This window comes from Mesorhizobium sp. L-8-10 (genome assembly GCF_016756635.1).
GTDB lineage: Bacteria > Pseudomonadota > Alphaproteobacteria > Rhizobiales > Rhizobiaceae.
Map to the genome: position 1 here is coordinate 6,283,963 of NZ_AP023263.1, position 25,246 is coordinate 6,309,208.

19 protein-coding genes and 1 pseudogene are annotated in these 25,246 nt (G+C 63.6%); 10 read left to right on the forward strand and 10 right to left on the reverse strand.

What is annotated here, in order from left to right; all coding sequences use genetic code 11:
- Positions 1-391: 391 nt before the first annotated feature.
- The 8 genes from JN280_RS29450 to JN280_RS29485 all read left to right on the forward strand — a co-directional run bounded on the left by JN280_RS29450 (position 392) and on the right by JN280_RS29485 (position 5,827).
- A complete protein-coding gene (locus JN280_RS29450; protein ID WP_202307565.1) occupies positions 392-1,081 on the forward strand; it encodes a hypothetical protein in 690 nt (229 codons plus the stop codon).
- On the forward strand, positions 1,081-1,893 hold the full coding sequence (locus tag JN280_RS29455) for a recombinase family protein (RefSeq protein ID WP_202307567.1): 813 nt from the start codon (positions 1,081-1,083) through the stop codon (positions 1,891-1,893). Before JN280_RS29450 ends, JN280_RS29455 begins: the two co-directional genes overlap by 1 nt.
- A complete protein-coding gene (locus tag JN280_RS29460; protein ID WP_202307569.1) occupies positions 1,886-2,053 on the forward strand; it encodes a hypothetical protein in 168 nt (55 codons plus the stop codon). The genes JN280_RS29455 and JN280_RS29460 overlap by 8 nt, the downstream gene beginning before the upstream one ends.
- A complete protein-coding gene (locus JN280_RS29465; RefSeq protein ID WP_202307571.1) occupies positions 2,054-2,545 on the forward strand; it encodes a hypothetical protein in 492 nt (163 codons plus the stop codon).
- A 3-nt stretch (positions 2,546-2,548) separates the two neighbouring features.
- Positions 2,549-2,710, forward strand: coding sequence for a hypothetical protein (locus JN280_RS29470; RefSeq protein WP_202307573.1), 162 nt, complete (start codon positions 2,549-2,551; stop codon positions 2,708-2,710).
- Positions 2,710-4,056 (forward strand): hypothetical protein, encoded by a 1,347-nt coding sequence (locus JN280_RS29475; RefSeq protein ID WP_202307575.1) that lies wholly within the window; start codon positions 2,710-2,712, stop codon positions 4,054-4,056. The genes JN280_RS29470 and JN280_RS29475 overlap by 1 nt, the downstream gene beginning before the upstream one ends.
- The gene (locus JN280_RS29480) at positions 4,044-4,829 is read left to right on the forward strand and encodes a hypothetical protein (RefSeq protein WP_202307577.1); all 786 of its coding nucleotides are present in this window, start codon (positions 4,044-4,046) and stop codon (positions 4,827-4,829) included. The genes JN280_RS29475 and JN280_RS29480 overlap by 13 nt, the downstream gene beginning before the upstream one ends.
- Positions 4,830-5,023: 194 nt before the next feature.
- Positions 5,024-5,827, forward strand: coding sequence for a helix-turn-helix domain-containing protein (locus JN280_RS29485; RefSeq protein ID WP_202307578.1), 804 nt, complete (start codon positions 5,024-5,026; stop codon positions 5,825-5,827).
- 400 nt (positions 5,828-6,227) lie between these two features.
- Here JN280_RS29485 and JN280_RS29490 read toward each other — a convergent pair whose 3' ends face one another.
- The 10 genes and pseudogenes from JN280_RS29490 to JN280_RS29530 form a co-directional block, all read right to left on the reverse strand.
- A complete protein-coding gene (locus tag JN280_RS29490; RefSeq protein WP_202307579.1) occupies positions 6,228-7,829 on the reverse strand; it encodes a DUF1254 domain-containing protein in 1,602 nt (533 codons plus the stop codon).
- A gap of 62 nt (positions 7,830-7,891) precedes the next feature.
- Positions 7,892-9,496, reverse strand: a complete 1,605-nt coding sequence (locus JN280_RS29495; protein WP_202307580.1) for a DUF1254 domain-containing protein — start codon at positions 9,494-9,496, stop codon at positions 7,892-7,894.
- Between the two features lie 86 nt (positions 9,497-9,582).
- A complete protein-coding gene (locus tag JN280_RS29500; protein ID WP_202307581.1) occupies positions 9,583-10,605 on the reverse strand; it encodes a helix-turn-helix transcriptional regulator in 1,023 nt (340 codons plus the stop codon).
- A gap of 144 nt (positions 10,606-10,749) precedes the next feature.
- Complete coding sequence (locus JN280_RS39625; RefSeq protein WP_244743723.1) at positions 10,750-10,980, reverse strand: hypothetical protein; 231 nt, start codon at positions 10,978-10,980, stop codon at positions 10,750-10,752.
- 9 nt (positions 10,981-10,989) lie between these two features.
- A pseudogene (locus tag JN280_RS40380) lies at positions 10,990-11,046 on the reverse strand (IS200/IS605 family transposase); the annotation flags it as partial.
- 90 nt (positions 11,047-11,136) lie between these two features.
- A complete protein-coding gene (locus JN280_RS29510) occupies positions 11,137-13,011 on the reverse strand; it encodes an ABC transporter ATP-binding protein/permease (RefSeq protein ID WP_202307582.1) in 1,875 nt (624 codons plus the stop codon).
- A gap of 389 nt (positions 13,012-13,400) precedes the next feature.
- Positions 13,401-15,920 (reverse strand): protein translocase subunit SecD, encoded by a 2,520-nt coding sequence (gene secD, locus JN280_RS29515; RefSeq protein ID WP_202307583.1) that lies wholly within the window; start codon positions 15,918-15,920, stop codon positions 13,401-13,403.
- 93 nt (positions 15,921-16,013) lie between these two features.
- Positions 16,014-16,436 carry a hypothetical protein gene (locus JN280_RS29520; RefSeq protein ID WP_202307584.1) on the reverse strand — a complete coding sequence of 141 codons (423 nt, stop codon included), beginning with the start codon at positions 16,434-16,436 and terminating at the stop codon, positions 16,014-16,016.
- Positions 16,437-16,573: 137 nt separating this feature from the next.
- The gene (locus JN280_RS29525) at positions 16,574-17,536 is read right to left on the reverse strand and encodes a DMT family transporter (protein WP_202307586.1); all 963 of its coding nucleotides are present in this window, start codon (positions 17,534-17,536) and stop codon (positions 16,574-16,576) included.
- Positions 17,537-17,603: 67 nt separating this feature from the next.
- Complete coding sequence (locus tag JN280_RS29530; RefSeq protein ID WP_202307588.1) at positions 17,604-19,913, reverse strand: xanthine dehydrogenase family protein molybdopterin-binding subunit; 2,310 nt, start codon at positions 19,911-19,913, stop codon at positions 17,604-17,606.
- 158 nt (positions 19,914-20,071) lie between these two features.
- Here JN280_RS29530 and pepN point away from each other — a divergent pair, with 158 nt between their 5' ends.
- Both pepN and JN280_RS29540 read left to right on the forward strand, forming a co-directional pair.
- Positions 20,072-22,717: an aminopeptidase N gene (gene pepN / locus JN280_RS29535; protein WP_202307589.1), complete on the forward strand. Its 2,646-nt coding sequence runs from the start codon at positions 20,072-20,074 to the stop codon at positions 22,715-22,717.
- A 226-nt stretch (positions 22,718-22,943) separates the two neighbouring features.
- Positions 22,944-25,244, forward strand: a complete 2,301-nt coding sequence (locus JN280_RS29540; protein ID WP_202307590.1) for a PAS domain-containing sensor histidine kinase — start codon at positions 22,944-22,946, stop codon at positions 25,242-25,244.
- Positions 25,245-25,246 lie beyond the last annotated feature (2 nt).

Consider the following 25,246-nt stretch of genomic DNA (forward strand, 5'->3'; position numbering starts at 1 on the left):
GTTTGTTGCGTTTTTGGCCTCCCTATCGTCTCCACTACAGTCTTCTGCAAACGGCTCGTGCTTCGCGGGCCGTTTTTCTTGCCGATATTATAGCGACCGCGACCGAAAAACCCAATCCCTAGCCGTTCGGATAGCACCAAAGGTGACTTAGTTACCAATGGTTACCACCCGTCATACTGCGCCGGCAGCCCGGTCGGATGGCCGTTGGCGACATGCCACCGGGGCTTATCGGCAGAAGTCCGGTAGAATACCGGCGACCTCGCATAGTTCCTTGATTGAGAATTCCTGATGCATGACACAACTCCGTTCAATCGATTTCACTTGACATGTTGTCATTCTACCACTGTCGGTATATAATTCCAATCCTGACCCGGAAAGGACGTAAACTACGATGGACTGGCAGAAAGAGCGTAAGAAACGGCAGAGGTACGAAAAGCATCGTGCTGATACCACCGCACAGATTGACATGCTTGTGCGCCAAATTCAGGAGGGCGTTATTACCGGACAGCGGGTAGACGACCCGGAAATCCTTCGCGAAGTCCGGCAGGCCGCGAGGCGGTCGATAGACACTCGTTACAACCCGGTGACGACCTACCGCAACGCCAGCGGGCAGCTAGTCCAGCGCGGTGTGGGCGGGGCCGAAGTCCCTGCGATGCCGGACTTGCTGACCCGTGAAGATGTCGAGGCCGATTGGCGCTCACAGAAGCGCTATGCGAAATCCAGCAAGCACCTATGGAACAGTTATCGCGTGGAACATCCTACGGATGACCCGACCCATGTGCAGCAAGCGTGCCAAGCCCTTGTCAGTCAGTCGGGTATGTCGATGGACGAGCTTTCGGACTTGGCCGACGACGAGACCGTCCGCGATAGCTTGTTCGAAACTATCCACGAAACCACCAACGCGGTTCGGGCGGGCTTGGCCACTGCCCCGAGCGAAGGTGACGACCTCCGGACGGCCGGTCTTGGCGACTTCGGCAACCCCAGCGCTACGGCCTCGAAGCCCGCCGAGAAATCCGGCTCGCTGAGCAACGATCTTCGCGAATGGCAGAAAACCACTGGCCTCTACAGAGGAGATAACTGATGCAAGGATACGCCTATTATCATGCCGACAGCGAGTTCAAGGCCATCAAGACCATGGCCGAGCGAGCCTTCATCGACAACTTGTATGTCGCGCACGAAATCATGCCGCTGGACGACACGGCTCTCCGGAAGATGCTTAGAGACCTCCGGCCCGCCGATACGGTTTTTGTGGCGAGCATCGCTGCCCTTTCGGACCTGCCCTCGGAAGTTCTGGATATCGTCGCCAAGATCACCGCAGCAGGCGCAACGATTGTCAGTGCGGAACACGGCGGGCCGATCAATCCGCTGGACCTGCGACGCTATCTGACCCCGTTCCTTGGGCTAGAGGACGCAGCGAAGAAAATCGACGCCACGCTTCAGGCCGAACGCCAAAAGCACAGGCAGGAAATCGAAGCCTACGGCCGACAGGTGCAAGAACGCCTTGTTACGGTGCTGATGAAACGCGGTATCGATATGGCCGCGATCCTCTCCGGCAAAGACGAGATTTGTCCGAAGACCCCCACCAACCCCAGTCGCGCCCGTGACCTGAAGGCCAAACGCCTCGCTCTTGGCATCACCCAGGAACAGGCTGGCTTACTGGTGCCTGATAAGGCCGTTGGCAAATCCACGATCAGCGCCTTCGAAAACGATGGCACTGGCCCCCGGATCGATGACTATGAGCTTTGGCTGAACTTCGAGGCCAGTCGCCGCAAGGTCGCCGAACAATCCAAGCCCAAGCCGGAGGCCCCGGACGCCCTGCCGCTGACCACGCAGGATGTGCTTGCGGCGAAGATCACAGGCATCGAACCACAGGGAGTACAGATCAATGGCTAACCCGTCGCAGCCTTCAGGTGAGCATTCCCCCGGCAAGGGCTTCACGGCCAAGCTGCGGGTACGCGGCGGCAAGGTCGTCTCGGATGCCGAAGCGGCTGAGATCGACGCCTTGCTTACACCAGACTGGTACAGGGAACACATCGCAACAGGAGTGAAGTAAATGGACTACGGACAGATGACTTACAACCCGGCTGCCGAGCCGATGCTCACGAACAACGGCAAGCTCAATCTCAATCACGCTTGGACTTCGAAACGGTACGGTCTGCGATCCACGAAGGACGGCTCCTTTGAGGCGAGTGCCACTTCGTTTCTGGTCTATTCGAGCAAGATCGCTCGCGGTCATTACTTCGACCAGAACGGCCACCCCGTTTCGGTCGATATTGCTCGCATGGCCGGTTTCGATGTTGACGCGGATTTGCAGGAGAAAGAACGCTCCGAACGTCTGGCCAAGGTGCAGAAGGAGATCAACCTTGAGTACCAGAAATCAAGCCACGAAGTTCTACGGGAACGGGGCGGCTACACTCTGAGGGACGCCGGTTTAAACCGCGTAGAAATCTACGATCGCGAAGGCAAGAAGCTTTCGGTTCGGCCGATGGCGATGGCTGAAGCCCAGCGGTTTTTCGATGCCATGGTGCCGCCGGAGGAGGAATGACCGATGCGCAGCCTGTCACAGACCAAGAAGCTCAAACGCCTCGTCGCCTACGCGGACGACATTGACGAGCTTCAAGAGGAACTCAAGGACCTCATGGCCGACATCGGCCAAGACGACTTCATTCACGCGGTTGCCGAGTGCCTGTTTGAAGGGGAGTATGACTAATGGCAACGCGGTTCCCGTGGGAAGTTGAGCAGTCTGACCCCTTCACCGCAGCAAATCCCTTTAGCAGTGCCGTCCAGCGTGACCCGTGGCAGGGTTTGAGGGCCGTCACCGGTGGAAGTACCGGGCAAAGACCCAACGCGCCTGTAGGGCCGGTTTCTGGTGGTGCGTCTAGTCGCTACAACCGCCTGCTCGACCCCAATCGTGGCATGATGCGCGGCCTTGGCCAGTTGCTTGGCTCACCGACCCGCGAGGAACATCAGCGCGAACAATTCTCAAGCGCCACGGCAGGAGCGGCACGGGCCATCCAAGACCGCATTCTGCGTGGCGGCATGAGCCCGCAGAAGGCCATCCTCGATTTCCTTGGCACCCCGGAAGGGCAGCAGTTCTTCCTCTCGGGTGGCGACTTCCCGGACCTCGCGAACATCGCCGCACTGGCCGCGCCGGAAGACCGGAAAGCCCAGCTTGAGCTTGAGAAGACCCAGCTTGAAGTCGACCGGCTGCGCAATCCGACAACCGACGACATTGACGAATACAACCTTGCGAAGAAGGAAGGGTATCAGGGCAATTTCGCCAATTGGCTGGCCGAGACCAGTAAGCCGCTTGTCGATATGTCGCAGCACGAAGACCCTGAAAAGTTCATCCGCCAGACGCTCGACACACAGACCGGCGAACAATTCGGCAAGCTCCGCGAACAGGGCTACAAAGCCGCTGGCTTGGCCCAGGATTTCGAATTGCTCTCCGAGCTTATGAAGCTGGCCCCGCAAGGCAATCTGACCGGCCTGAAACTCGACCTGCCGTTCATGGAGCGTTTCTCGCTGGCTGAGATCGGCAACGACGCAGCCGGCGCATTCGAAGCCACGATCAACCGGATTGTACCAACACTTCGCCAGCCCGGAAGCGGCGCACAGTCGGACAAGGACATGGACGTGCTGCGCAGCAGTATGCCCCGGCTCTTGAATACCCCCGGTGCAAACCAGTTGATCCTGCAATCGCTGCAGGCGAAAGCGGCACTGGACCTTGAACGCGCCCGTGTCGTTGACGACTACGCCGACCGGCTGATCACCATTGCCGAAGCGCGACGGAAGCTCCGTGAGATTGATGCCGTGTCGATTATCTCCCCGGACATGCACCGCATCTTGGAGAGCAACACCACAACGCAGCGGGCGCAGGCCGAGAACGAACCCAGCGCGGGCACGGTGGACAAGATGCTTCGCGGCATGGATGCCGTGCCGCTCGGCCCCTACGGCGCGGCGGCAATCCCGCCCGACTTCATGCCGGACGATCCGCAGCGCGGGTATTTCTGGAACTTCCTGACCCCGGAGGAGAAGCGGCTATGGCAACAGTGACCAAACCGCGACTTGAGGCTGTCGCCCGTGCCCGTGGCCGTGGCCGCGCCAACGACGCCGGACAGCTTCAGTGGAAGGGGCTCTTGCCGATGGCTCGGCTTGCGCCAGCCCCTACGCCCCAAGCCGATAAGGCCGATACGCTCCGGCTATTGAGCCGCGTGGCGAAGACGATAGGCGATGCGACCAGCGACGACCTCGTGAAGGCAGTTACCAGCGTAATGGCCCAGCTTTCCGAGACCGGCTTCCACTACGATCCGGCCGCCTATTCGCAGCTTATGGCTAGGACGAAAGCCGGTCTCGACAAACAGCACCCGCAAATCGTCGCGCCACGGGCGCATGCGCTGATCGACCAGCTAACCCGACAACCGGTGCTGGACATCGGCGAGTTTGAGTTGCTCGACATCGGCCGCGATGGACAAGAGCCCGAAGCCATGGCCATCGTCAAAGACGAGTTCAACGATTTCCGTCTCAATGGCCGGATCGACGGCCCGGCCCTCGCGGCGACCGAACGCGCCCAACTGCGCCGTGATCTTCGCGTCATCGTGCGGCGAACGATCAAGGCCGAGACCGTGGCTGATATGCTACGCGCGGCCGACAGCAGCATGAAGGGGTTTGTGGCCGGCTTGAACGAGGCCATCGCAGCCGAGCTTGCGAAGGGCCAGCGGTCGATCTTCAACGCCGTCGAAAAGGACATGCTCAGCGCAGTCCGCTCCGGCTCCAAGCCGTGGCAGGTGCTGGCACAGGCATTCGGCTTGCCGTCGCCAATCGGCTGACTGGGGTTCGTTCCGCCCTTGTGTCGCTGGAGAAGTGGCCCGGTTGTCTCCTTGCCGGGCCATTTTCTTTACGCCGGCTTTACCGCGCTTTTGCGCCCCCTCGCTGAAACCCGCAGAAAACCGCCATTCTCCGAATTTTTTGCTTTACGCTTGAGGTAATAGAATGACCACCGCCGATCGGTTAGCTTCGTGGCATGGAACAGACGGATGACACGGTCGGCGGCATGATCCGCCAATGGCGCACAAGGCGGCGCATGAGCCAGCTCGACCTGGCCGCGGAGGCCGAAATATCCCAGCGGCATCTGAGCTTCGTCGAGAGCGGCAGGGCGGCCCCGTCACGCGAGATGGTGCTGCATCTGGCCGAGCGGCTCGACATACCGTTGCGCCAGCGCAACCGGCTGCTCTTGGCCGCAGGCTTCGCGCCCAGCTTCGGCGAAAGGCAACTCGAGCACCCCTCGCTCAGGCCTGCGATGGACGCGATCGAACAGGTCTTGAAGGGACACGAGCCCAATCCGGCGCTCGCCGTCGACCGGCACTGGAACCTCGTCAGGGCCAATGGCGCGATTGCTCCGTTCATGGCCGATATCGCGGAGGCCTCGCTGCTGGCGCCGCCTGTCAACGTGCTGCGGCTCAGCCTGCATCCAGGAGGGCTCGCGCCGCGTATCGTCAATCTCGGCGAGTGGCGGGCTCATCTCCTGGAGCGGCTGCGCCGCCAGAACGAAACCTTCGGCGATCCCGTGCTGGGCGAGCTGGAAGCCGAATTGCGGACCTATCCCGGCGCGCTCACGCGCGGCCCCGTCGTCCACGACGAAGGCACCGCGATCGTTCATCCGCTCAGGATCAGGATGGGAGACGTCGTTCTTTCGCTGATCAGCACAATCACCGTATTCGGCACGCCCGTGGACGTCACGCTGTCGGAACTGGCGATCGAATCCTTCTTCCCGGCCGACGAGGCGACCCGTTTCGCCTTGCAGAAGATGGGACTGCCTTCAGCCTAGCGCTGAGAGGCTGACGCATCGAGTGGGAAGCGGTCATTCAGGGGTGACGCGTTGCACGACCGCTTCGTGCCATTGAGTGGTCGTTGCCCTGCCGATCGTCGAATGAATGTTTGGGGCGCGCGAAAGGGGCTGGCAGCTTCTGTCTTTGCAACGACGACTGCTGACCTCTTGACGAGTACCGGGTTTGCAAACCGACCCCGTTCGGACGCCGGCCCCGCCCGACGAAGGTCGGAGACGACCCTTCCCGGCAATTTCCTGATCCTCCTGGACTTGACGCTGGCCTGCCGCAGTTGAGCGTGGCTCGCGTCTGCCGCATCGTCCTTGGTACCTCCCGCTCGTGGTGCGGAACCCTTTACGTGGCCGGGTTGCAGGGGCCGATCGCGAAATCGGCCCCGTGCTCCTATTTCACCAGTTCGATCTCGCTCGGCCGCCAGGACTTGTCGAAGAACGGCTCGAGCGGGCTGTAGAGGCGCAAAAGGGTGAACCAGCCCTTCTCGGGGTCGGTCTGGATCCAGTTGCCGCGGGCCACGCCTTCCGGCTGCTCCGGCGCGAACCACACGGTCGTCGAGCCCTCGGCATTCGCTTCCGCCGCGGGTGAAGGGAACGACTGGCTGCCGGCTCGCGGATATTTCTGCGGCGTTGCCAGCATTGACCGGCTCTGGTTGTCGTAGAGCGTGAACGACCAGAACGCGGCGGCAGGAATGCCTTTCGGCAGCGTCACCTTGTAGGTCCTGGCGCCATCGAAATAGTCGCCGTTCGCGTCCTTCATGGAACCTAGATATTGCGAGCCGACATTGGTCAGGCGCATGACCATTGCCGGGGTGATGCCGGTGGCGATGTAGAAGAACGCCGTCCGCGCCTGCATCCGTCGGTAACCACTTGCCGGAAGCGGCTTGGCGCCCTCCGCCGTGATCTCGGGCGGCGGAGTCTCGAATAGATAGCCGCCCGCGAACAGGGGGTTCCACCACTGAGAGTCCTCGTAATAGTAGACACCCGAATATTCCGGCTCGAAGCCGAGCGTGCGGCTCGTTGCATTGGCAAGCGTTACCGCCTCGGTCAGTATCTTCTTCATCCGCTCGTCCGGCGCGAACGGCTCGCCCTTGACGATTCCGATTGCTGCGATCGGCCCCATCAGTTCGGGATCGATCACGGCCGCCGGCTCAGCCTGCACCAGGTCGTTCAGCATCTCGAAGTAGCTGTAGTCGTTCGGGGGCACGGTGTTCATCACGAGCCCAGTCCCCTCGTGGAACACCGGCGACTTGGGCTCGGCGTCGCGGCTGAGCTTGACACCGCCCTCAAGGAACCGGCCGATCGACATGCCGACTCCGCCCTGCGCATATGGATAGAGCTTCGTCGTGGCCTTGATCTCTTCTACCACCGGCGCGGGATCGTCGTTCTGCAGGAAGGAGCGGCCGAGCACCAGAACCCGGTTGGTCCGCGAACGGGCAACGTAATATCCGCCATCGGGCAGAAACCCGTCGTAGTCCGGTCCGACGAGGAGGTACTTGCCGCCTACGCCACGGTCGGGGCCCGGGCGACCGAAATCGGTCACCCAGCGAAACCACATGTCGTCAATTGTGCCGAGAGCGCCGGGGGGTGTCTCGAGCACCATCGGTCCGTCCGACAGGTTCACGAACGAAAAGTAGTAGATGGTGTCGGCATTCGCGGTCAGGAAGATGGAATTCGCATCCATCAGCTTCGAGAATAGGATGAACTCGTTGTCCTTGATGCCGGCTGACTCCATGCCCTGTCGGATCGCCTCGACACTCACGCCCTGCAAGGTATCGGTGAAAGCGCGGAAGGCATACGTGAAGTCGAGATTGTCATAGATCGCCTTCGCGGTATCCGGGTCCGGCACGCCATCCCTGAAGGTGAGCGTACCGATCCGGGTCTCCACGCTGTCGGGCGTGGTGATCGCTTGGGGCATCTCGGCCATGGCACCGCCGGGCGTGCCGGCGGTGAGGAGCGCGACCGCAGCGGCCGCAAACATCTTGTATAGCATGGGTCTGTTCTTCTCCTGATTCAGGATGAAATGGGAGCGGCGGTTGCCCGCCGCCTCGCGGTTCAGTTGACCAGCTCGACTTCGCTCGGCCGCCAGCTCTTGTCGAAGAACGGCTTGAGCGGGCTGTAGAGGCGCAGGATCGTGAACCAGCCCTTCTCGGGGTCGGTCTGGATCCAGTTGCCGCGGCCCACGCCTTCCGGCTGCTCCGGCGCGAACCAGATCGTGGTCGAGCCGTCGGCGTCCGCCTCGGCCGCCGGAGACGGATAGCTCTGGCTGCCGGCGCGCGGATAACGCTGCGGCGTGTCGAGCATCGAACGGGACATGTTGTCGTAGACCGTGACGGACCAGAAATTCTCCTCCGGAATGCCCTTCGGCAGGGTTACCTTGTATGTCTTGGCGCCATCGAATGCGTGCTTGTCAGCATCCAGCATGGTCCAGAGGTAGGTCGAGCCGATGCCGGTCAGCCGCATCGCCATGGCGGGCGTGATGCCGGTGACGCCGTAGAAGAAGTTGCTGCGCGCGTTCATGGTCCGATAGCCGGTCGGCGGGAAGGGCTTGACACCCTCGGCGGTGATCTCGGGGATCGGCGTTTCGAATTCGTAGCCGGTCTGGAACAGATAGTTGATCCACGACGAGTCAGGATAATAGAACCAGCTCTCGTCGCGCGGATGCATGAACAGCGTGCGCGACGTCGCGTTGGCGAGCGCCAGCGCCTCGGTCATGATCTTCTTCATCCGCTCGTCGGGGGCGAAGGGCTTGCCCTTGACGATGCCGATCGCCGCGACCGGGCCCATCAGTTCGGGGTCGAGCGCGGTGGCGGGCTCGCTCTGCACGACCTCGTTCAGCATCTCATAGAAGGTCCAGTCGTTCGGCGGCACAGTGTTCATCACCTTGCCGCTGCCTTCGTGGAACACGGTGGCGGGCGCCGGTTCGACGCGGCCAAGTTTCGCCTTGCCGGCAAGGAATTCGGCGATCGGCGTGCCGACGCCGCCTTCTTCGTATGGATAGACTTTTGTCGATTGCTTGATCGTCTCCACCACCGGCTTGGGATCGCTGCCGTTCTCGAGGAAAGAGCGGCCGAACCACAGGACCGTGTTGGTGCGCGCCTTGGCGACGTAGAATCCCCCCTCTGGCAACGGCCCGTCATAATCCGGGCCCACGATCAGGTATTTGCCGCCTTCGCCACGGTCCGGCCCGGGGAGTCCGATGTCAATCACCCAGCGGAACCATGCGTCCTGCACCGCGCCGAGGAACTTTGGCGGTGTCTCGACGACCACGGGACCCTTGCTGAGGTCAAGGTACCCCATGACATAGACCGTGTCGGCATTGGCCGTCAGGAACAGCGATTTCGCGTCCATCAGCTCGGAGAAAACGAGCACATCGTTCTCCTTCATGCCGATGTCCTGCATGCCTTTCTTCAGGGCATGTATACTCACGCCGCGCAGATTGTCCATGAAGGCGCGATAGGCGTAGGTGAAGTCGAGATTGTCGTAGAGTTTGTTCGCGGTCTCCGCGCTGGGAGCCCCGTCCTTGAACTTCAAAGTGCCGATACGCGTCTCCACCGTGTCTGGCGTCGAGATCGATTCGGGGATAGGGGCCTGCGCCAGTACGACGCTTACCTGTCCGGCGAAAAGCAGCGCGCCTGCGCAAATGGATAGTCGCTTCATCTGATCGTCTCCTCGTTAACGTCACCCGCGACGGGGCAAGCCGGTGGCCAGTTCCCCCCCGGCCTACACTGTGCCATGCCGCAGCGTCATGTCATTTCGCGACAGCGAGCCTTCTCCCTCAACCGACGGAAGTCGGAAGGCGACACCCCCGTCCACTGCCGGAACGCGCGCGTAAAATTGGCCGAGTCGGCGTAGCCGAGCTCGAAGGCGACGTCGATCACCCGCCGCCTGGGATCGTCCAGCAGTCTCGCCGCCGCCTCGAAGCGGACCTCGGCGAGAAGCTGTGAAAATTCGATCTCGCTCTCGGATAGTTTTCGCTGCAGCGTTCGGGAATGCAAACGCAGCGCCTCGGCGATGGAGTTCAGATGGGTGTGGCCCTCCGCCATCAGCGCCGCGATGATCTGCTTCACCGACCCGACGAAATCGTTGGCCGGGGCGGACGCCTCGAACGCTGTCAAGTCACGCTCGGGGGTGGCTGCGCCGCCGAGGGGCCGGACGAACGGCAGACTCAGCAATTCCACCGGAAACATAATCCCGCAGACTTCTCCGACGCGCACATCGGCCGTCCCGAAGGCATGCCGGGTCACCGCGACGTCATGTCTTGGCGTGATCAGTACGGCCGGCGGCTGCCATTGCGGTCCAGCGACGAGCCGGACAAGGTCTCGCATCAGGAACAGCGCGCACTGCTGCGCATAAAGGCTGCCAGGCCCCGTCTCATAGAGATGAGTATGCAGGAACTCGACATTCCCGAGCGAGCGCCTCCACCACAGCCGCTCGGCCGAACTATAGAGCGCGAAGGTCGAACGAACCTTTCCCAGGGCATCGTGCAGGGTAAGCGAGCGCAGCAGACTCCGACCGAACGCGCCGAGCCCTTCGACGGTCGCCGCCCGACCGACCACATATCCCAAATCCGCAGCATCGGCGGAGCGTGCGCATCTGGCCAGGAAAGCATGGGCAAGGTGGATCGGAACCAGCGCCTCGACATTTTTAGCGGCGACGGCCGGAAGCAGCGTGTCCCCAAATTCCTGTTGGAAAGCAGCGCCCTGTCGCTCCATGTATTGAATGAAGGGTAGGTAGGCACTCACGCGCACTTGGGGAACCGGCTGCATGTGCTGTCCTTGGATTTGCGAGCCACCATATAAGGACATCATGACAAATGAAACTCCGCGATCCGAAATCCAGAGTACTTACTCTGTGCATGCGCCTATGTTGTCGGTAGCCACGTGGCATTAGACCATTTCGGCACCTAGACTTCAGCGCGAGCGACTCTCATAGATCAAACCGGCGTTGGGATAGTGCAAGCGAGTGAAATCCTTCACCGTCGGATTCAGTGAATTCTCCACCGCCTGAAGGTCGGTAGCTTCAGTGCGGCCTGAAACCGGATCGGCCCGCCCTTCGGCGGGCAGGCGCGTCACGTTGAAATTGTCGTCGGGTTCGGGTGGCGTCTGGTTCTGGATGTACTCCACCCACATCTCGTCGGTCACGTTGCCACGAGTTGTGGTCCAATAGCCCCTCGCCCACAGCTGTTGCCCCCAGCAACGCTTGCGCAAGATCCCGCCAGCAGCCTATGCCAAGTGCGCCCTTTCAGGTGCTGGAACGCACGCGATAACGTTCGGCGCGCCAAAGGGCGCTTCGGCCCGTCATGCCGGCAATGTGCGCGTCCGTGCAGGCTGCACGATCGGAGCCGCGCGCTTCGGCTTCGTCTCCTCGACAGGGCCCTTCGCGGCTGTCCCGGCCTCGAAGGTGACGACGCTGTCGTAGAAGTGCGCCCCGGTGCTCGACCTCGGCGGCTCGGCCTCATGCATCACGCTGATCACGGTGATGCCAGCGCAGTTGACCTTGAGCGCCTGATGGAACGCGACCTTGCCCGCAGGGTCGAGCGCGCCGGTCGCTTCGTCGAGGAACAGAAGATCGGGCTTGTGGAGCAGGATGCGGGCAAGCACGAGTTTCTGCTTCTGGCCGCCGGACAAGACCTGATCCCATGGCCGGCCCTCCCGCGCTTCCTCATCGAGATATTCGATGAATTCGCCGAGGCCGGCCTTGTGAAGGGCGGCAGCCGCCCGCGTCCCGGTATGGCCGTCAGCGTCGTCGGGCAGGCAGACAAGAGCCTTGAGCGAAAGCGGCGGCAGCTTCACCTCCTGAGCGGCATACATCGAGCGCACGCCTTCCGGCAACGCGATGTCACCCCGACCGTAGGGCCACAGGCCGTTGATCGCCTTGAGCAGCGATGTCTTGCCGCATCCGGAAGGTCCCTTCAGGAAGGTCCACTCACCCCGCCGGAAGCGCAGATTGGCGACCGTGAGGAACGGAACCATGTCGTCCCCCTGATGCATCAGTTCGAGCTGCCGGACGGTGAGGCCGAAGACCGCGTGCTGGGTGCTGTACTGGAACTCGGACTGACCGGTGAGACGGTAGAAATCGTCGGGCTTGCGCACATCCTCGATGGCCTGGGCCAGATCGGTGACGCGCTTGGCGTTGGCCTTCAGGCTGGCGATCGCCGGCATCACGTGGATGAACCAGGAACATTGCACGATCAGCGAATTGACCAGTTCGGCGCCGGTCACATAGCTCTTCAGGCTGACGCTGCCGTTGGCATAGGGGAGAAGTCCCGGCCCGTAGGCGACGATCCTCGCGGCGACGAAATTGTAGACCAGTTCGAACGACTGGTAGCCGGCATTCACCCAGTTGAGCTTGGACCAGGTGCCGTCGATATCCCTGTAGAGCCGGCGGTGCATGGCTTTCTGCACCTGCTCGCCGCGCGCGGCCGCGACGTGGAAACTGCGCCGCAAAAGCGTGGTGAGCTCGCCGCGGTAGCTGCCCTCGGCGCGCTGGATGGCGATGTTCAGCCGCTCCAATATGCCGCCGAGCTTGAGGGCGATCAGCGTGTTGACCGGCACGTAGAGGGCGACCGCCGCAAAGGCCAGGGTGGCGCTGCCATAGATGCCGAGGAACTCAAGCCCACCCACCACGGTGGAGGTCTCGATCAGCTTCTGCCCAACGAACAGGAGCGACATGGCCACACCGAACACGCCCATGGCGAGGCCGATGGCGCCGCCGGTCATGCCCTTGATCGATTCCTGCACGCGCTGATCGACATTGTCAGGTGCGGGCTGCGGCTTTCCCGCGCTGTCCGCCCCGCCGTGCTGGACGTGGAAATGGGTATGGTTGCCGTCGAGAAGCGCCTCGTTGAAGCGCCCGTCCAGCCAGGCACGCCATTTGCGGTGCAGCGTGGAGGAGGCCAGGTGGCGGATTGCGATGAGGCCGGCATCCTTCATAAGCACCAGCAGGAACAACGTACCGGCGCTCGTCAGCAGGTTCTGCAAGGGATCGGTATTGCGCTCCTGATCGTGGAAGAAGGCGATCGCATCGACGAGTTCGCCCGAGGCCTCGGCCATCCACACGCTTGCTTTACTCGCAGCCGCCGTCAGCAAGGCGATGACGACGGTCAGGAACCAGGCTTCCTTCCAACTGTCCGAGAACCAATAGGCTCTCATGAGACCCCAGAAGCTGCGCATCGAGGAAACAGGACTGGAAGGTGGTGGTCGCGTCGCGCTGCGGCGTTTCCCACCAAATAGGCCGAATCGGGCTCCTGCGATCCGTATCCGAATCACTTCACACCCACCCTTGACTATTTTTGTTGTTGGAAGGGTACCCCCTGATCACAGAATTGCAAAACGTTTTATTTTTGCGTGAGGCCGGACAGGACTTCCAGGACTTTGTCAATCGCCACTTAAGGCCCATGCGGCTTCATCGCGCATCGGCAGAATGGCCGGTCACCTTCATGTCCCGCATCGCCGCCGACCGAGGCCTCTCCATGGGCCTCCACTGATCGGCGAATGCACGGAGGTAGGAAGGAATTTCCGTCGCGGAGAGGCCGCGGCATCGCGACCTCTCCTGTCGTGGATCAGGCGCCGACCGCCTGGCCGCTCGGCCGTCTCTCGTCCTCGGCATGGCGCCGCTTCCACCAATCGCCCAGGAGCAGCAGGATCGGAGCGGCGATGAAGATGGACGAGGTCGTCGCCACGATCACGCCGAACACCATGGGCAGTGCGAAGTTTTCGACCGCGCTGCCGCCCCAGATCGCCATCGGCAGCATCGAGAGCAGGATCGCCGCCGAAGTGTAGACGCAGCGCGCGAACACCTGGTTGATGCTCATGTCGATCACCTCGCGCAGCGGCATCCTCCTGAAAAGCCGCAGGTTCTCGCGCATTCGGTCGTAGACGACCACCTTGTCGTTGACCGAATAGCCGATGATGGTCAGCAGCGCCGCGATCGCGGTGAGGTTGAAGTCCAGCCCCAGCAGGGCGAAGAAACCGACCGTCTTGGTGGTGTCGAGCACCAGCGTCGCGACGGCGCCGATGGCGAAATTCCATTCGAAACGCCACCATATATAGGCCAGCATGCCGATCGCCGCGAACACCACCGCCATGACGCCGGACTGCGCCAGCTCGCCGCTGACCTTCGGTCCGACGACCTCGGTCTGGTCGAATTTGACGCCGGGATCGAACTTCTTGACGGCCGTCACGGCCGCCGTCTGGGCCTGCTCGCCGCCATCCTGCCGCTGTACCCGGATGAGCACGTGGTCTGCATCGCCGATGTTCTGCAGCGCGATCTCACCGAGATCGAGCGTGGCGAGCGTGCCCCGGAGCGAGGCAAGGTCGGCCGGCTGCGAGGTCGTGATCTCGAGCTGGATGCCGCCCTTGAAATCGATGCCGTAGTTGAGGCCGGGCTTGACGAAGAGCCCGATCGAGGCGAGCGACAGCAGCGCCGAGAGCACGATGCCGAAGAAGCGCGCATTCATGAAGGAGATCGATGTCTTCTCCGGGAAGAACCTGATCAGAGGCTCGATCCGGATGGTCTTCAGCCGGCGCCTGCGCACCACCTCCGTCATCAGCACCCTGACGATGGATATTGCGGTGAACATCGACAGCACCGTGCCGATCATCATGGTCACGGCGAAACCGCGTACCGGTCCCGAGCCGAACATGAAGAGCAGGCTGGTCGCGATCAGCGACGTCACATTGGCGTCGACGATGGTTGAATATGCGCGCTTGAAGCCGTTGTCGAGCGCGGCAAAGGCGCTCAACCCTCTTTTGGTCTCCTCGCGTATGCGTTCGTTGATGAGGATGTTGGCGTCGACGCCGAAGCCGATGCCCAGGATGATACCGGCTATACCAGGGAGCGTCAGCGTGCCGCCGATAAGGGTAAGTGCGCTGATCGTCAGGACGAGATGGAGCAGCAGCGCGAAATTGGCGATCATGCCCCATGCGCCGTAAAGCGCGACGATGAACAGCGCGACCAAGGCGAAGCCGGCAGCACCTGCATAGATGCCCATCCTGATGACGTCGCCGCCGAGATCCGGCCCGACCGTGCGCTCCTCGATCACCGTGAGCGGTGCCGGCAGCGCGCCTGCACGCAGCAGCGCCGAAAGCACGACCGTGTCCTGAACCGTGAAATTGCCGCTGATCTGGCCGGTGCCGCCTGATATCGGCTCGCGGATGACGGGCGCCGAAAGCACCTTGCCATCCAGCACGATGGCGAAGGGGCGGCCGACATTGGCGCTCGTGATTTCGGCGAACTGCCGGGCGCCGGCATTGTCGAACTTGAAGGAGACGATCGGCTCCTGGGTGCGCTGGTCGAAACCGGCGCGCGCGTCGGTCAACCGCTCGCCGTCGAGCGCGACGCGATCCTCGATCGGATAGGTCGCTCCGGTCTTCGCATCCGGCATCATCGTGACGCCTGCTGGCAGCCTGTCGCCTTGCGGCACATTGGCGACCATGTGGAAGGTCATCTTGGCGGTGCTTCCGAGAAGCTCGCGAAGACGGGTGGGGTCCTGCAGGCCCGGAAGCTGCACGAGCAGCCGGTCCGCGCCGACGCGCTGGATGGTCGGCTCGGCCACGCCCACCTGGTCGACGCGCTGGCGCACGATCTCCAGGCTCTGCTGGAGCGCGGAATCGAGACGGGCACGCAACCCGGCCTCCGTCGGGGTCAGCCTTATCTGGTTATCGGTCGAGGTGACGTCGATGTCGGCCGCCGGGGCGCCGAAGCCGACCCCGCCGACGGGCTGCGACAGGCCCTGCAGGAGGCTGAGCGCCTGGGACCGCTGCGCGCCGTCGGCGATGGTCACGACGACGGAGTCGCCGGCCACGCGCGCCATCTGCGCCGGGATGCGCTCCTTGCGCAAGCTGTCGCGCGCATTGCCGAGCAGCGAGCGCAGCCGGTCGGCCTTCACGGCTGCCGAATCCACCTCCAGTACGAGGTGCGATCCGCCTCGGAGGTCGAGGCCGAGAGTCACCTGTTTCCTGGGAAGCCAATCCGGCAGTGCATCAAGCTGGTTCTGTGTCAGGGCGTTGGGCAGGGCAACGAGAATGCCCGCCAGCACTATGATGGCGTAAGTTACCACCAACCATCGGGGGGTCCGCATATTCTGGTCTCACGATATGTCTTCGCCGCATGCTCGAAAGCATGTGAGCGAACGTTCAGTCGGAAGCGCGGCTCCGCGAAGGGGCCACGCCGATCAGGCCTGATCGTGAGAGGTCGGCGGCGCCCGCGCGCCGTAATTGCGGACCGATGAGGCGTTTGGAGCCCGCAGGACGAAAGCTTCGCGGGTGACGCCCGGATCGACATCGGGAAGCAAGGCAACCGCCGGCGGCAGGGCCGTCTTCGTGTCGCCCTCGGCCTGCACCAGCGAGGCCTCGGCAACGCGCCACTCGGCTGTGATGAAGGGCCGGCGAGCAGTCGTCGGCGACGACTGCGGATCGGTGCTGTCGGTGCCGCGCGTGCCCGACGCATGCGTCGAAGCGGCCGTCCGAACTTCGTCGGTCAGCGGCGTGTAGGCGCCGGCCAGCAACGCGGCCACGCACAGGAAGAACGCCGACAGGAAATCCGTCGCTCGCGTCCTGTATGTCCGGTCCCTTTGCATGGCGATGTCTTTGACCACCAAACGATCCAAGCGGCAAGAGTGAATGCAACGCAGGACGCAGACCCCCATGGCATGGGCCGCCCGTGCATTGTTCAAGGCGAAACCACGAGAACACGTCGAATTTCGGACCGGCTGTCGACCCTGCCCAGGGGCCGCTACTGCGGCGGAGTCAGCTTGCGGGCCCCCGCCCGTTCGATGCCGAGCCGCCGTTCCCGCCAGATGATGAACAGCCCTGCCGTGATCACGATCGCGCCGCCGACCACCATGTGGACCGTAGGGACCTCATCGAAAGCGAGGTAACCGACAATGATGGCAAGGATCATCGAGGTGTATTCGAACGGCGCGACGGTCGATGCCTCAGCGTAGCGATAGGCTTCGGTCATCAGGATCTGGGCTATGCCGCCGCAAAATCCGGCGGCCACCAGGAAGGCCGCCTGTTCCCCCGATAGCGGCGCCCAGCCGAAAGGCAGCGACAGCAGGCCGGCGACGCTCGCCGACAGCGAAAACCACAGCACGATCGTCGTTGACCTCTCGGTTCGCACCAGGTTGCGGACCAGGAGCAGCGCCACCGCGGAGACGGCCGCGCCGGCCAGGGCGGCCGCGACGCCGATCGCCTCCTGGTTGCTCAGTCCCGATGCCGCGCCGAGCAGCGTCAGCTTGGGCCAGGATACGATGCTCACGCCGATGAGGCCGACGATGACCGCGCTCCAGCGGTAGATACGGATGGTCTCGCCGAGGAACAGCACGCTGAACACGATCACCAGCAGCGGCTGCGCATAGTTCAGGGTGATCGCCTCGGGAAGCGGCAGCCTCGTCAGGGCGAAGAAGCTGAGAGCCATTGCCGTCACCCCCACGGCGCCGCGCGCGATGTGGTTGAGCGGCCGCTGGGTGGCGAGCGCGAAGCGTAGCTCGCGCTGCCAGCCGAGCATGACCAGGATCGGAAGAATGGCGAAGAAGGAGCGGAAGAAGACGATCTGGCCGGCCGGCAACTGGCCGGCGGCCTTGATGAAGGAGGACATGCCGACGAAGACCGCCACGGAGGCGACCTTCAGCGCAATTGCCCTCAGCGGGCTTCGATCATGGCGGGCCTGACCGGTCTGGGTGTCGGCTGTGTTCATTCCGGCAGGCCGCCGCATGCACGAATGCATGCGGCGTCATCCTCTTGAGGAGAGTCTTCAGATCAGCTCAACCTTCTGATCCGGCTTCACGAATTGCGTTCCAGATGCGCGTCGGCGTGGCCGGCATCTCGATATGGCGGATACCATAGGCGCGATAGAGGGCGTCGGTCACGGCGTTGAGCGCGGCCGGCGTCGCGCCGATCGTCCCGGCCTCGCCGGCCCCCTTGATGCCGAGCGCATTGGTGGTCGACGGCACGTTGCGCGTCTCGAAATGGAATGACGGCACCGTGTCGGCACGCGGCATGGCGTAGTCCATGAAGCTCGCCGTCAGAAGCTGGCCGTCCTCGCTATAGACGGTGCTTTCCGTCAGCGCCTGGCCGATGCCCTGCACCACGCCGCCATGGACCTGGCCGGCGAGCAGGATCGGGTTCACGGTCGCGCCGAAATCGTCGACGATGGTGTAGCGGACGATCTCGGTCTTGCCGGTGTCCGGATCGATCTCGACCTCGCAGATATGGGTGCCGTTCGGATAGGTGCATTCATCCTGAACGAATTCACCGAACCCCTCGATATCGCTCGGCTTCTTTGCCGCCCTGGCGATGTCGGCGAAGCCGATCGACCGGTCCGTGCCGACGATGCGGGCAACCCCGTCGACAAGCTCGATATCGGCGGGCGAAGCCTCCAGCTCGTCGGCGGCGATCCTGCGGATCTTCTCCGCCAGGTCCTCGCCGGCGCGGGCCGTCGACACGCCACCCAGCGGGATCGAGCGCGACCCGCCGGTGCCGCCGCCCGACTTCAGCCGGTCGGTGTCGCCCTGATGGACCCTGATCTTCGCAATGTCGAGATTGAGCTTCTCCGAGACGAACTGCGCATAGGCGGTTGCGTGGCCCTGGCCATTGCTCTGGGTGCCGATCGACAATGTCACCGTTCCGTCGGCGTTGAGTTGCAGAAAGGCCGGCTCGGACCCCGGAAAGGCACAGGCCTCGACATAGGTCGCCATGCCGATGCCGCGGATCCTGCCCGCGGCGGCGGCGGCCTTGTACCGTTTCTCGAAGCCGGACCAGCCGGCCCGCTCCATGGCCAGCGTCATATGGCCGTCGAACTCGCCCGTGTCGTAAAGCCGGCCGGTGGCGGTGCGATAGGGAAACTGTTCGGGCCGGATGAAGTTGCGGCGCCGGATCTCCTCCACGCCGATGCCGAGTTCGCGCGCGCAGGCATCGACCAGCTTCTCCAGCAGCAGCGCCGCCTCGGGGCGACCCGCGCCGCGATAGGCATCGACCGGGCAGGTGTTGGTGTAGACGCCTGATATCGACACGTCGAGCGCCGGAATGTCGTAGACGCCGGTCGACATGGTCGCGCCGACATAGGGAATGAAGGGGCCGTATTGCGAGATATAGGCCCCCAGATTGGCGACCAGTCGCACCCTCATGCCGAGGAAGCGGCCGGTCTTGTCCAGCGCCATGTCGGCGCTCACCACATTGTCGCGGCCTTGCGCGTCGGTCAGGAAGTGCTCGGTGCGATCGCCGGCCCATTTGACCGGCTTCTTCAGCCGGGAGGCTGCCTCGATCACCAGCGCATATTCGCGATAGACGAAGCTCTTGGGGCCGAAGCCGCCGCCGACATCGGGGGTGATCACGCGGATCTTGTCGGTCGGCATGCCGAAGACGCCGGCCAGGATCGTCTGCATCGAATGGACGCCCTGCGATCCGGTCGTCAATACGAAGCGGTTCTCGTCTTCCTTCCATTCCGCGATCGCCGAGCGCGGTTCCATATAGTTGCAGACCAGGCGGTTGTTCACGAATTCGACCCGCACGACCTTATCGGCCTTGGCGAAGGCGGTGTCGGTCTTGCCGCGATCGCCCATCTCGTTGAGGAAGGCCCGGTTCGAGCCGAGTTCGGGCCAGACCAGCGGCGTGCCCGCTTCGAGCGCGGTCGCCGTATCCGCCGCCGCATCCTCGGCCTCGTAGTCGATGTCGATCAGTTCGGCGGCATCCTGTGCCTGGGCCCGGCTGTCGGCGACGACGAATGCCACGGCATCACCGACATAGTTCACCCGGTCGCGGCACAGGATCGGAATGTCGCGCGTCGGCGCGCGGGTGCCGTCCGGCTGCTTCTGCATCATGCCGGACCGAAGGTCGCCCAGATGACCCAGATCCGCTCCCGTCAACACCAGATGCACGCCGGGGGCTTTGGCGGCCGCTTCCGTGGAGGCGATGGTGAAGGAGGCTTTCGCCACCGGCGAGCGCAGCACGAAGCCGTGCAACAGGCCATCGGGAGCGATGTCGTCCGTATAGCGGCCCTGGCCGGTGATGAAGGCCAGGTCCTCGACGCGCAACACGGATGCGCCCATCCCGAATTTCGGCGTGACGACGGTCATGCTTGCCTCGCAAATTGGTGGAGAGGATGGGTTGAAATAACCTTGGCAGCAGTTTTGTCGAGGGAATGTTTCGTGTAAAGAGCACCCCTTCGTTTTTGTTGGGCCAGTTGCGGCATTCCAGGAACGCCGGCCCGCCGCAAGCAAACAGGAAACACCGCATGCGCACCGATACCGGCCAGGTCTTCCGGCTCGAGGACTATCGCCCCAGCGATTACCTCATTCCGTCGATCAGCCTAGACTTTCGTCTGTCGCCGGAGCGCACGGTCGTCGTGGCCGAACTCGATATCGAGCGCCGGCGGGGTGTGGCCAAGGGTGCGCCGCTGCTCCTTGACGGCGACGGCCTGACGCTGAAGCGGCTGGAGATCGACGGCAATGCGCCCTCGGCAACCGATTATGAAGCAACCCCGGACAGCCTCGTCATCTCGAAGCTACCCGCGGCCGGCCGCTTCCGCCTCACCATTGAGACGGAGATCGCGCCTGCGCAGAACCTCGCCCTCATGGGGCTGTACCTTTCCAACGGCGTCTATTGCACGCAGTGCGAGGCCGAGGGCTTCCGGCGCATCACCTATTTCCTGGACCGGCCCGATGTGCTTTCGATCTATACGGTGCGTATCGAGGCTGATGCCGGCCAGGCGCCGCTGCTCCTGTCCAACGGCAATCCGGTCGACAAGGGCAGGCTCGACGGTGGTCGGCACTATGCCGTCTGGCACGACCCCTTCCCGAAACCCTCCTATCTCTTCGCGCTGGTGGCGGGCGATCTCGGCCGCGTCGGCGCCAGCTTCACGACGATGTCGGGCCGCGAGGTCGAGCTCGGCATCTATGTCGAGCACGGCAAGGAAGAGCGCGCGGCCTATGCCATGGACGCGCTCAAACGCTCGATGCGCTGGGACGAGGAGAAATTCGGAAGGGAGTACGACCTCGACGTGTTCAATATCGTCGCGGTCTCGGATTTCAACATGGGGGCCATGGAGAACAAGGGCCTCAACATCTTCAACGACAAATATGTGCTTGCCGATGCAGAAACGGCGACCGACGGCGATTTCGCCAATATCGAGGCGATCATCGCGCATGAATATTTCCACAATTGGACAGGCAACAGAATCACTTGCCGCGACTGGTTCCAGCTCTGCCTCAAGGAGGGGCTGACGGTTTATCGCGACCATGAATTCTCTGCCGACCAGCGTTCGCGGGCGGTGAAGCGCATCGCCGAGGTGCGAACGCTGAGGGCACATCAGTTCCCCGAGGACCAGGGACCGCTCGCCCATCCGGTGCGGCCACGCCGTTACCGCGAGATCAACAACTTCTACACGGCGACCGTCTATGAGAAGGGATCGGAGGTCGTACGCATGATCCATACGATCCTTGGCGCCGACCTGTTCCGCAAGGGCATGGACCTCTATTTCGAGCGCCACGACGGCGAGGCCACGACGGTCGAGAGCTTCCTGAAGGTGTTCGAGGACGTGTCCGGCCGCGACCTCTCTCAGTTCGCCCTGTGGTACCATCAGGCCGGCACGCCCAATCTCGCCGTCAGCGTCAGCCACGATCCGGCCGCGGCCGTGCTCTCCGTCGAGATCGAACAGAACGTACCCCCCACGCCCTCGGAAAGCCGCAAGCGACTCATGCACATCCCCCTCGCCTTCGGCCTCGTCGGCAACGGTGGAACGGACATCGCCTTCACCGATGTCGACGGCGCCACGATCGAGGATGGGGTGATCCATCTGCGCAAGCGGCGGCACAGCATCCGCTTTTCGGGCGTGGCCGAAAGGCCCGCGCTGTCGATCAATCGCGGCTTCTCCGCGCCGATAACGCTGACCGTCGAGCAGCGGCCGGAGGATCTCTTCTTCCTCGCGCGCCACGACAGCGACACCTTCTCCCGATGGCAGGCCTTCAATACGCTGCTCAGCGACGCGCTGATCACCGCCTTCCGGCAGATCCGCGGCGGCAAGGCGCCGGAATTCTCCGGCGATCTCGCCGGACTGGCGGGAGCCTTCGCCGAGGATGTATCGCTCGAGCCGGCCTATCGCGCGCTCGCCCTGACCCTGCCGGGCGAGGCCGATGTCGCCCGCGAGATCGGGAACAACATCGATCCGGACGCGATCTTCTCGGCGCGCGAAGCACTTGCGCGCCTCATCGCCGGCGCCAATGGCGAGACGTTCGAGCGGCTCTATGCCGCGCTCGACGACGGCGGCACGTTTTATCCCGACGCGGCGAGCGCCGGCCGCCGGGCATTGCGCAACGTGCTGCTGGACTATCTCTCGCTTGAGCCCGGCGACACGCGCCGTGCGGCGCGCCAGTTCGAGACGGCGTCCAACATGACGGACCGTGCGGCCGCACTTACCGTGCTCGCCCACCGGCAGCCAGCCACCGACGCCGCCGGCGCCGCGCTGGCGGCATTCGAGAGGCGCTACACGTCCGACGCGCTCGTGCTCGACAAATGGTTCCAGATCCGCGCCGCGGTGCCGGGTGCCGCGACCGTCGACACCGTTGCTGCGCTTATGCGCCACCCTGCCTTCTCGATGACCAATCCGAACCGCGTGCGTTCGCTTATCGGCACCTTCTCCAGCGCCAACCAGACCAGCTTCCACCGCGCCGACGGCGGCGGCTACGACCTGTTCGTCGACGCCGTGCTGACGGTCGAGCGCAGCAACCCGCAGGTCGCCGCACGGCTCGCCACAGCGCTCCGCTCCTGGCGCTCGCTGGAGCCGGTCCGGCAGGGCAAGGCCCGCGAGGCGCTGCTCGCCATCTCGGAGGCCAAGGACCTGTCGGCGGATCTGCGCGACATTGTGGAGCGCACCCTGGCCTGAAGCCATCGGCGGCCCGACGGACTGCTCACGTCCGCGGGGGGCCCGGTGATCGTTTTCCGACAGTGTCGGGGCCGGTGGAAACGGCCCTGCGAATCAATTTCGTAAAATTTTAGGAATTTGGCTCCCGGGGGTCTGGACAAGCCGAATCACCAGTGATTCTTTGTGGCAGATTCGGAAGTGCGGCGTTGGCCGGATCTTCAACAGAAAATTTCTCGGGGAGCCAGTTATGGCGAATGCGGACGCGTGGAACGCGCCCGGAGGGACGATTTTTGCACGGCGCAGGCCGGGCCGCGAGGCGGGCCCCGCCGGCAACGCAAAGATCATCGCGGCCCCCGCCTATCGGCGGCTGCTGGCGGCAGAGCCGCTACTGCGTCGCTCGATCCCGGCCCTGATCGTCATCTTCCTCGCCGCCGTCGCGGTGGTTCGCTTCATGTCGCTCGCCGCCTCGCATGACGACATCGAGCGCGATGCCAGGGCCGTGCTGGCGCTCGCCTCAGGCGAGCTCGGCAACGGGCTGATGCTGTACGGAGGGGCGTCGGCCGAAGACCTGCTGCTCACCACCGGCCGGCACGGCGGCATGGGCACGCGCCATGTGCTCGCCATCACCGACCGCAACTTCAAGGTCGTCGCAGTCTCCCCGGAAACGTCGGACTGGCACGGCCGGTCGCTGGAAGCCCTGTTGAGCGGCGGTCAGCCGCTTTTCATGTTCGGCGAACGCGCCGGCGTCATCGATGTCCGGATCGGCGGTGAGGACTGGTTCGCCGCGCTCACCATCGCCGATGACCGCCGGGGCGCGGCCGCCGCCCTCGTCTCGAAGGAGGCAGTCTTCGCCGAATGGCGCAAGACGGTTTCGCTGAACGTGACGCTGTTCGTGCTGACAGCCGGCGTCCTGCTCATCATCCTCTACGCCTATTTCAGCCAGGCCGCGCGCGCGCAGGCCGCCGACCGGATCTATCTGGAGGCTCATCAGCGCATCGACCTCGCGCTGGTGCGCGGCCGCTGCGGCCTGTGGGACTGGGACATGGTGCGCGGCAGGATGTACTGGTCGCAGTCTATGTACGACCTGCTCGGCTACGAGCACAGCGAGAAGATGCTGTCCTTCGGCGAGGTGGCCGAGATCATCCATCCCGACGACGGCGACCTGTTCGACCTCGCCAATCGCATCGTGTCGCGCGAGACCGACCATATCGACCAGGTCTTCCGCATGCGGCACGCCGCCGGCCACTGGGTCTGGATGCGGGCCCGCGCCCAGGTCGTGGATCCCGAGGCCCCCGAAATCCAGCTCATCGGCATCGCCGTCGACATCACCGAGCAGCGCCATCTCGCGCTGCGCTCGGAAGCGGCGGATCTTCGCCTGCGCACGGCGATCGAGAACATCACGGAATCCTTCGTGCTGTGGGACGCCGCCCAGCGCCTGATCATGTGCAACAGCAAGTACCAGCAGGACAGCGGACTGGCCGACCGCGATGTCATTCCCGGTTCGCCGCGCGACGCGATCGAGGCGCGCATGACCGCCCTGGTGTCGGAGCGGCGGCTTGCCGGCGGGTCGAGCGGCGTCTCGACCTATGAACGGCAGCTCGCCGACGGCCGCTGGCTGCAGGTGACCGAGCTCAAGACCCGTGACGGCGGCACCGTTTCGGTCGGCAGCGACATCACCCAGCTGAAGCAGCATCAGGAAAAACTGGTCGACAGCGAGCGCCGCCTGATGGCCACCATTCACGACCTGAGCCTCGCCAGGAAGGCGGAAGAAGAGCGTGCCCGGGAGCTTTCCGAGCTCAACCGCAAATATATGAAGGAGACGGAGCGCGCCGAGGCGGCAAACCGCGCCAAGTCGGAATTCCTGGCCAATATGTCGCACGAGCTGCGCACGCCGCTCAACGCCATCATCGGCTTCTCGGAACTGATGAGTTCGGGCCTTTTCGGCCCGCTCGGCTCGGATAAATACGAGGAGTATTCGCGCGACATCAATTCCAGCGGCACATATCTGCTCAACGTGATCAACGACATCCTCGACATGTCCAAGATCGAGGCCGGGCAGTTTTCCATCGACAGCGAGGAGATCGACCTCTGCCCGCTGATCCACGAGACCGTGCGGGTGATCTCGCTGCAGGCCGCCGGCAAGTCGATCACCGTCGAGACCGAGATCGCCGATACGATGCAGCTCTACGCCGACCGGCGCGCCATCAAGCAGATCGTCATCAACCTCCTGTCCAACGCCGTGAAGTTCACCGGCCATGGGGGCAGCATCACGGTCAGGGCGCGCAATGTCGCCGGGGCCATGATGCTGTCGATCGAGGACACCGGCTGCGGCATACCGCGCGAGGCCCTGAGCAAGCTCGGCCGGCCGTTCGAGCAGGTGCAGAACCAGTTCTCGAAGAACCACACCGGCTCGGGCCTCGGTCTGGCAATATCGCGCTCGCTGGCCGAACTGCATGGCGGGGCGCTCAAGATCCGCTCCACCGAAGGCGTCGGCACGATCGTCTCCGTCCGGATCCCGGCGCGCCGGCCGTTGAAGCAAGCGGCCTGAAC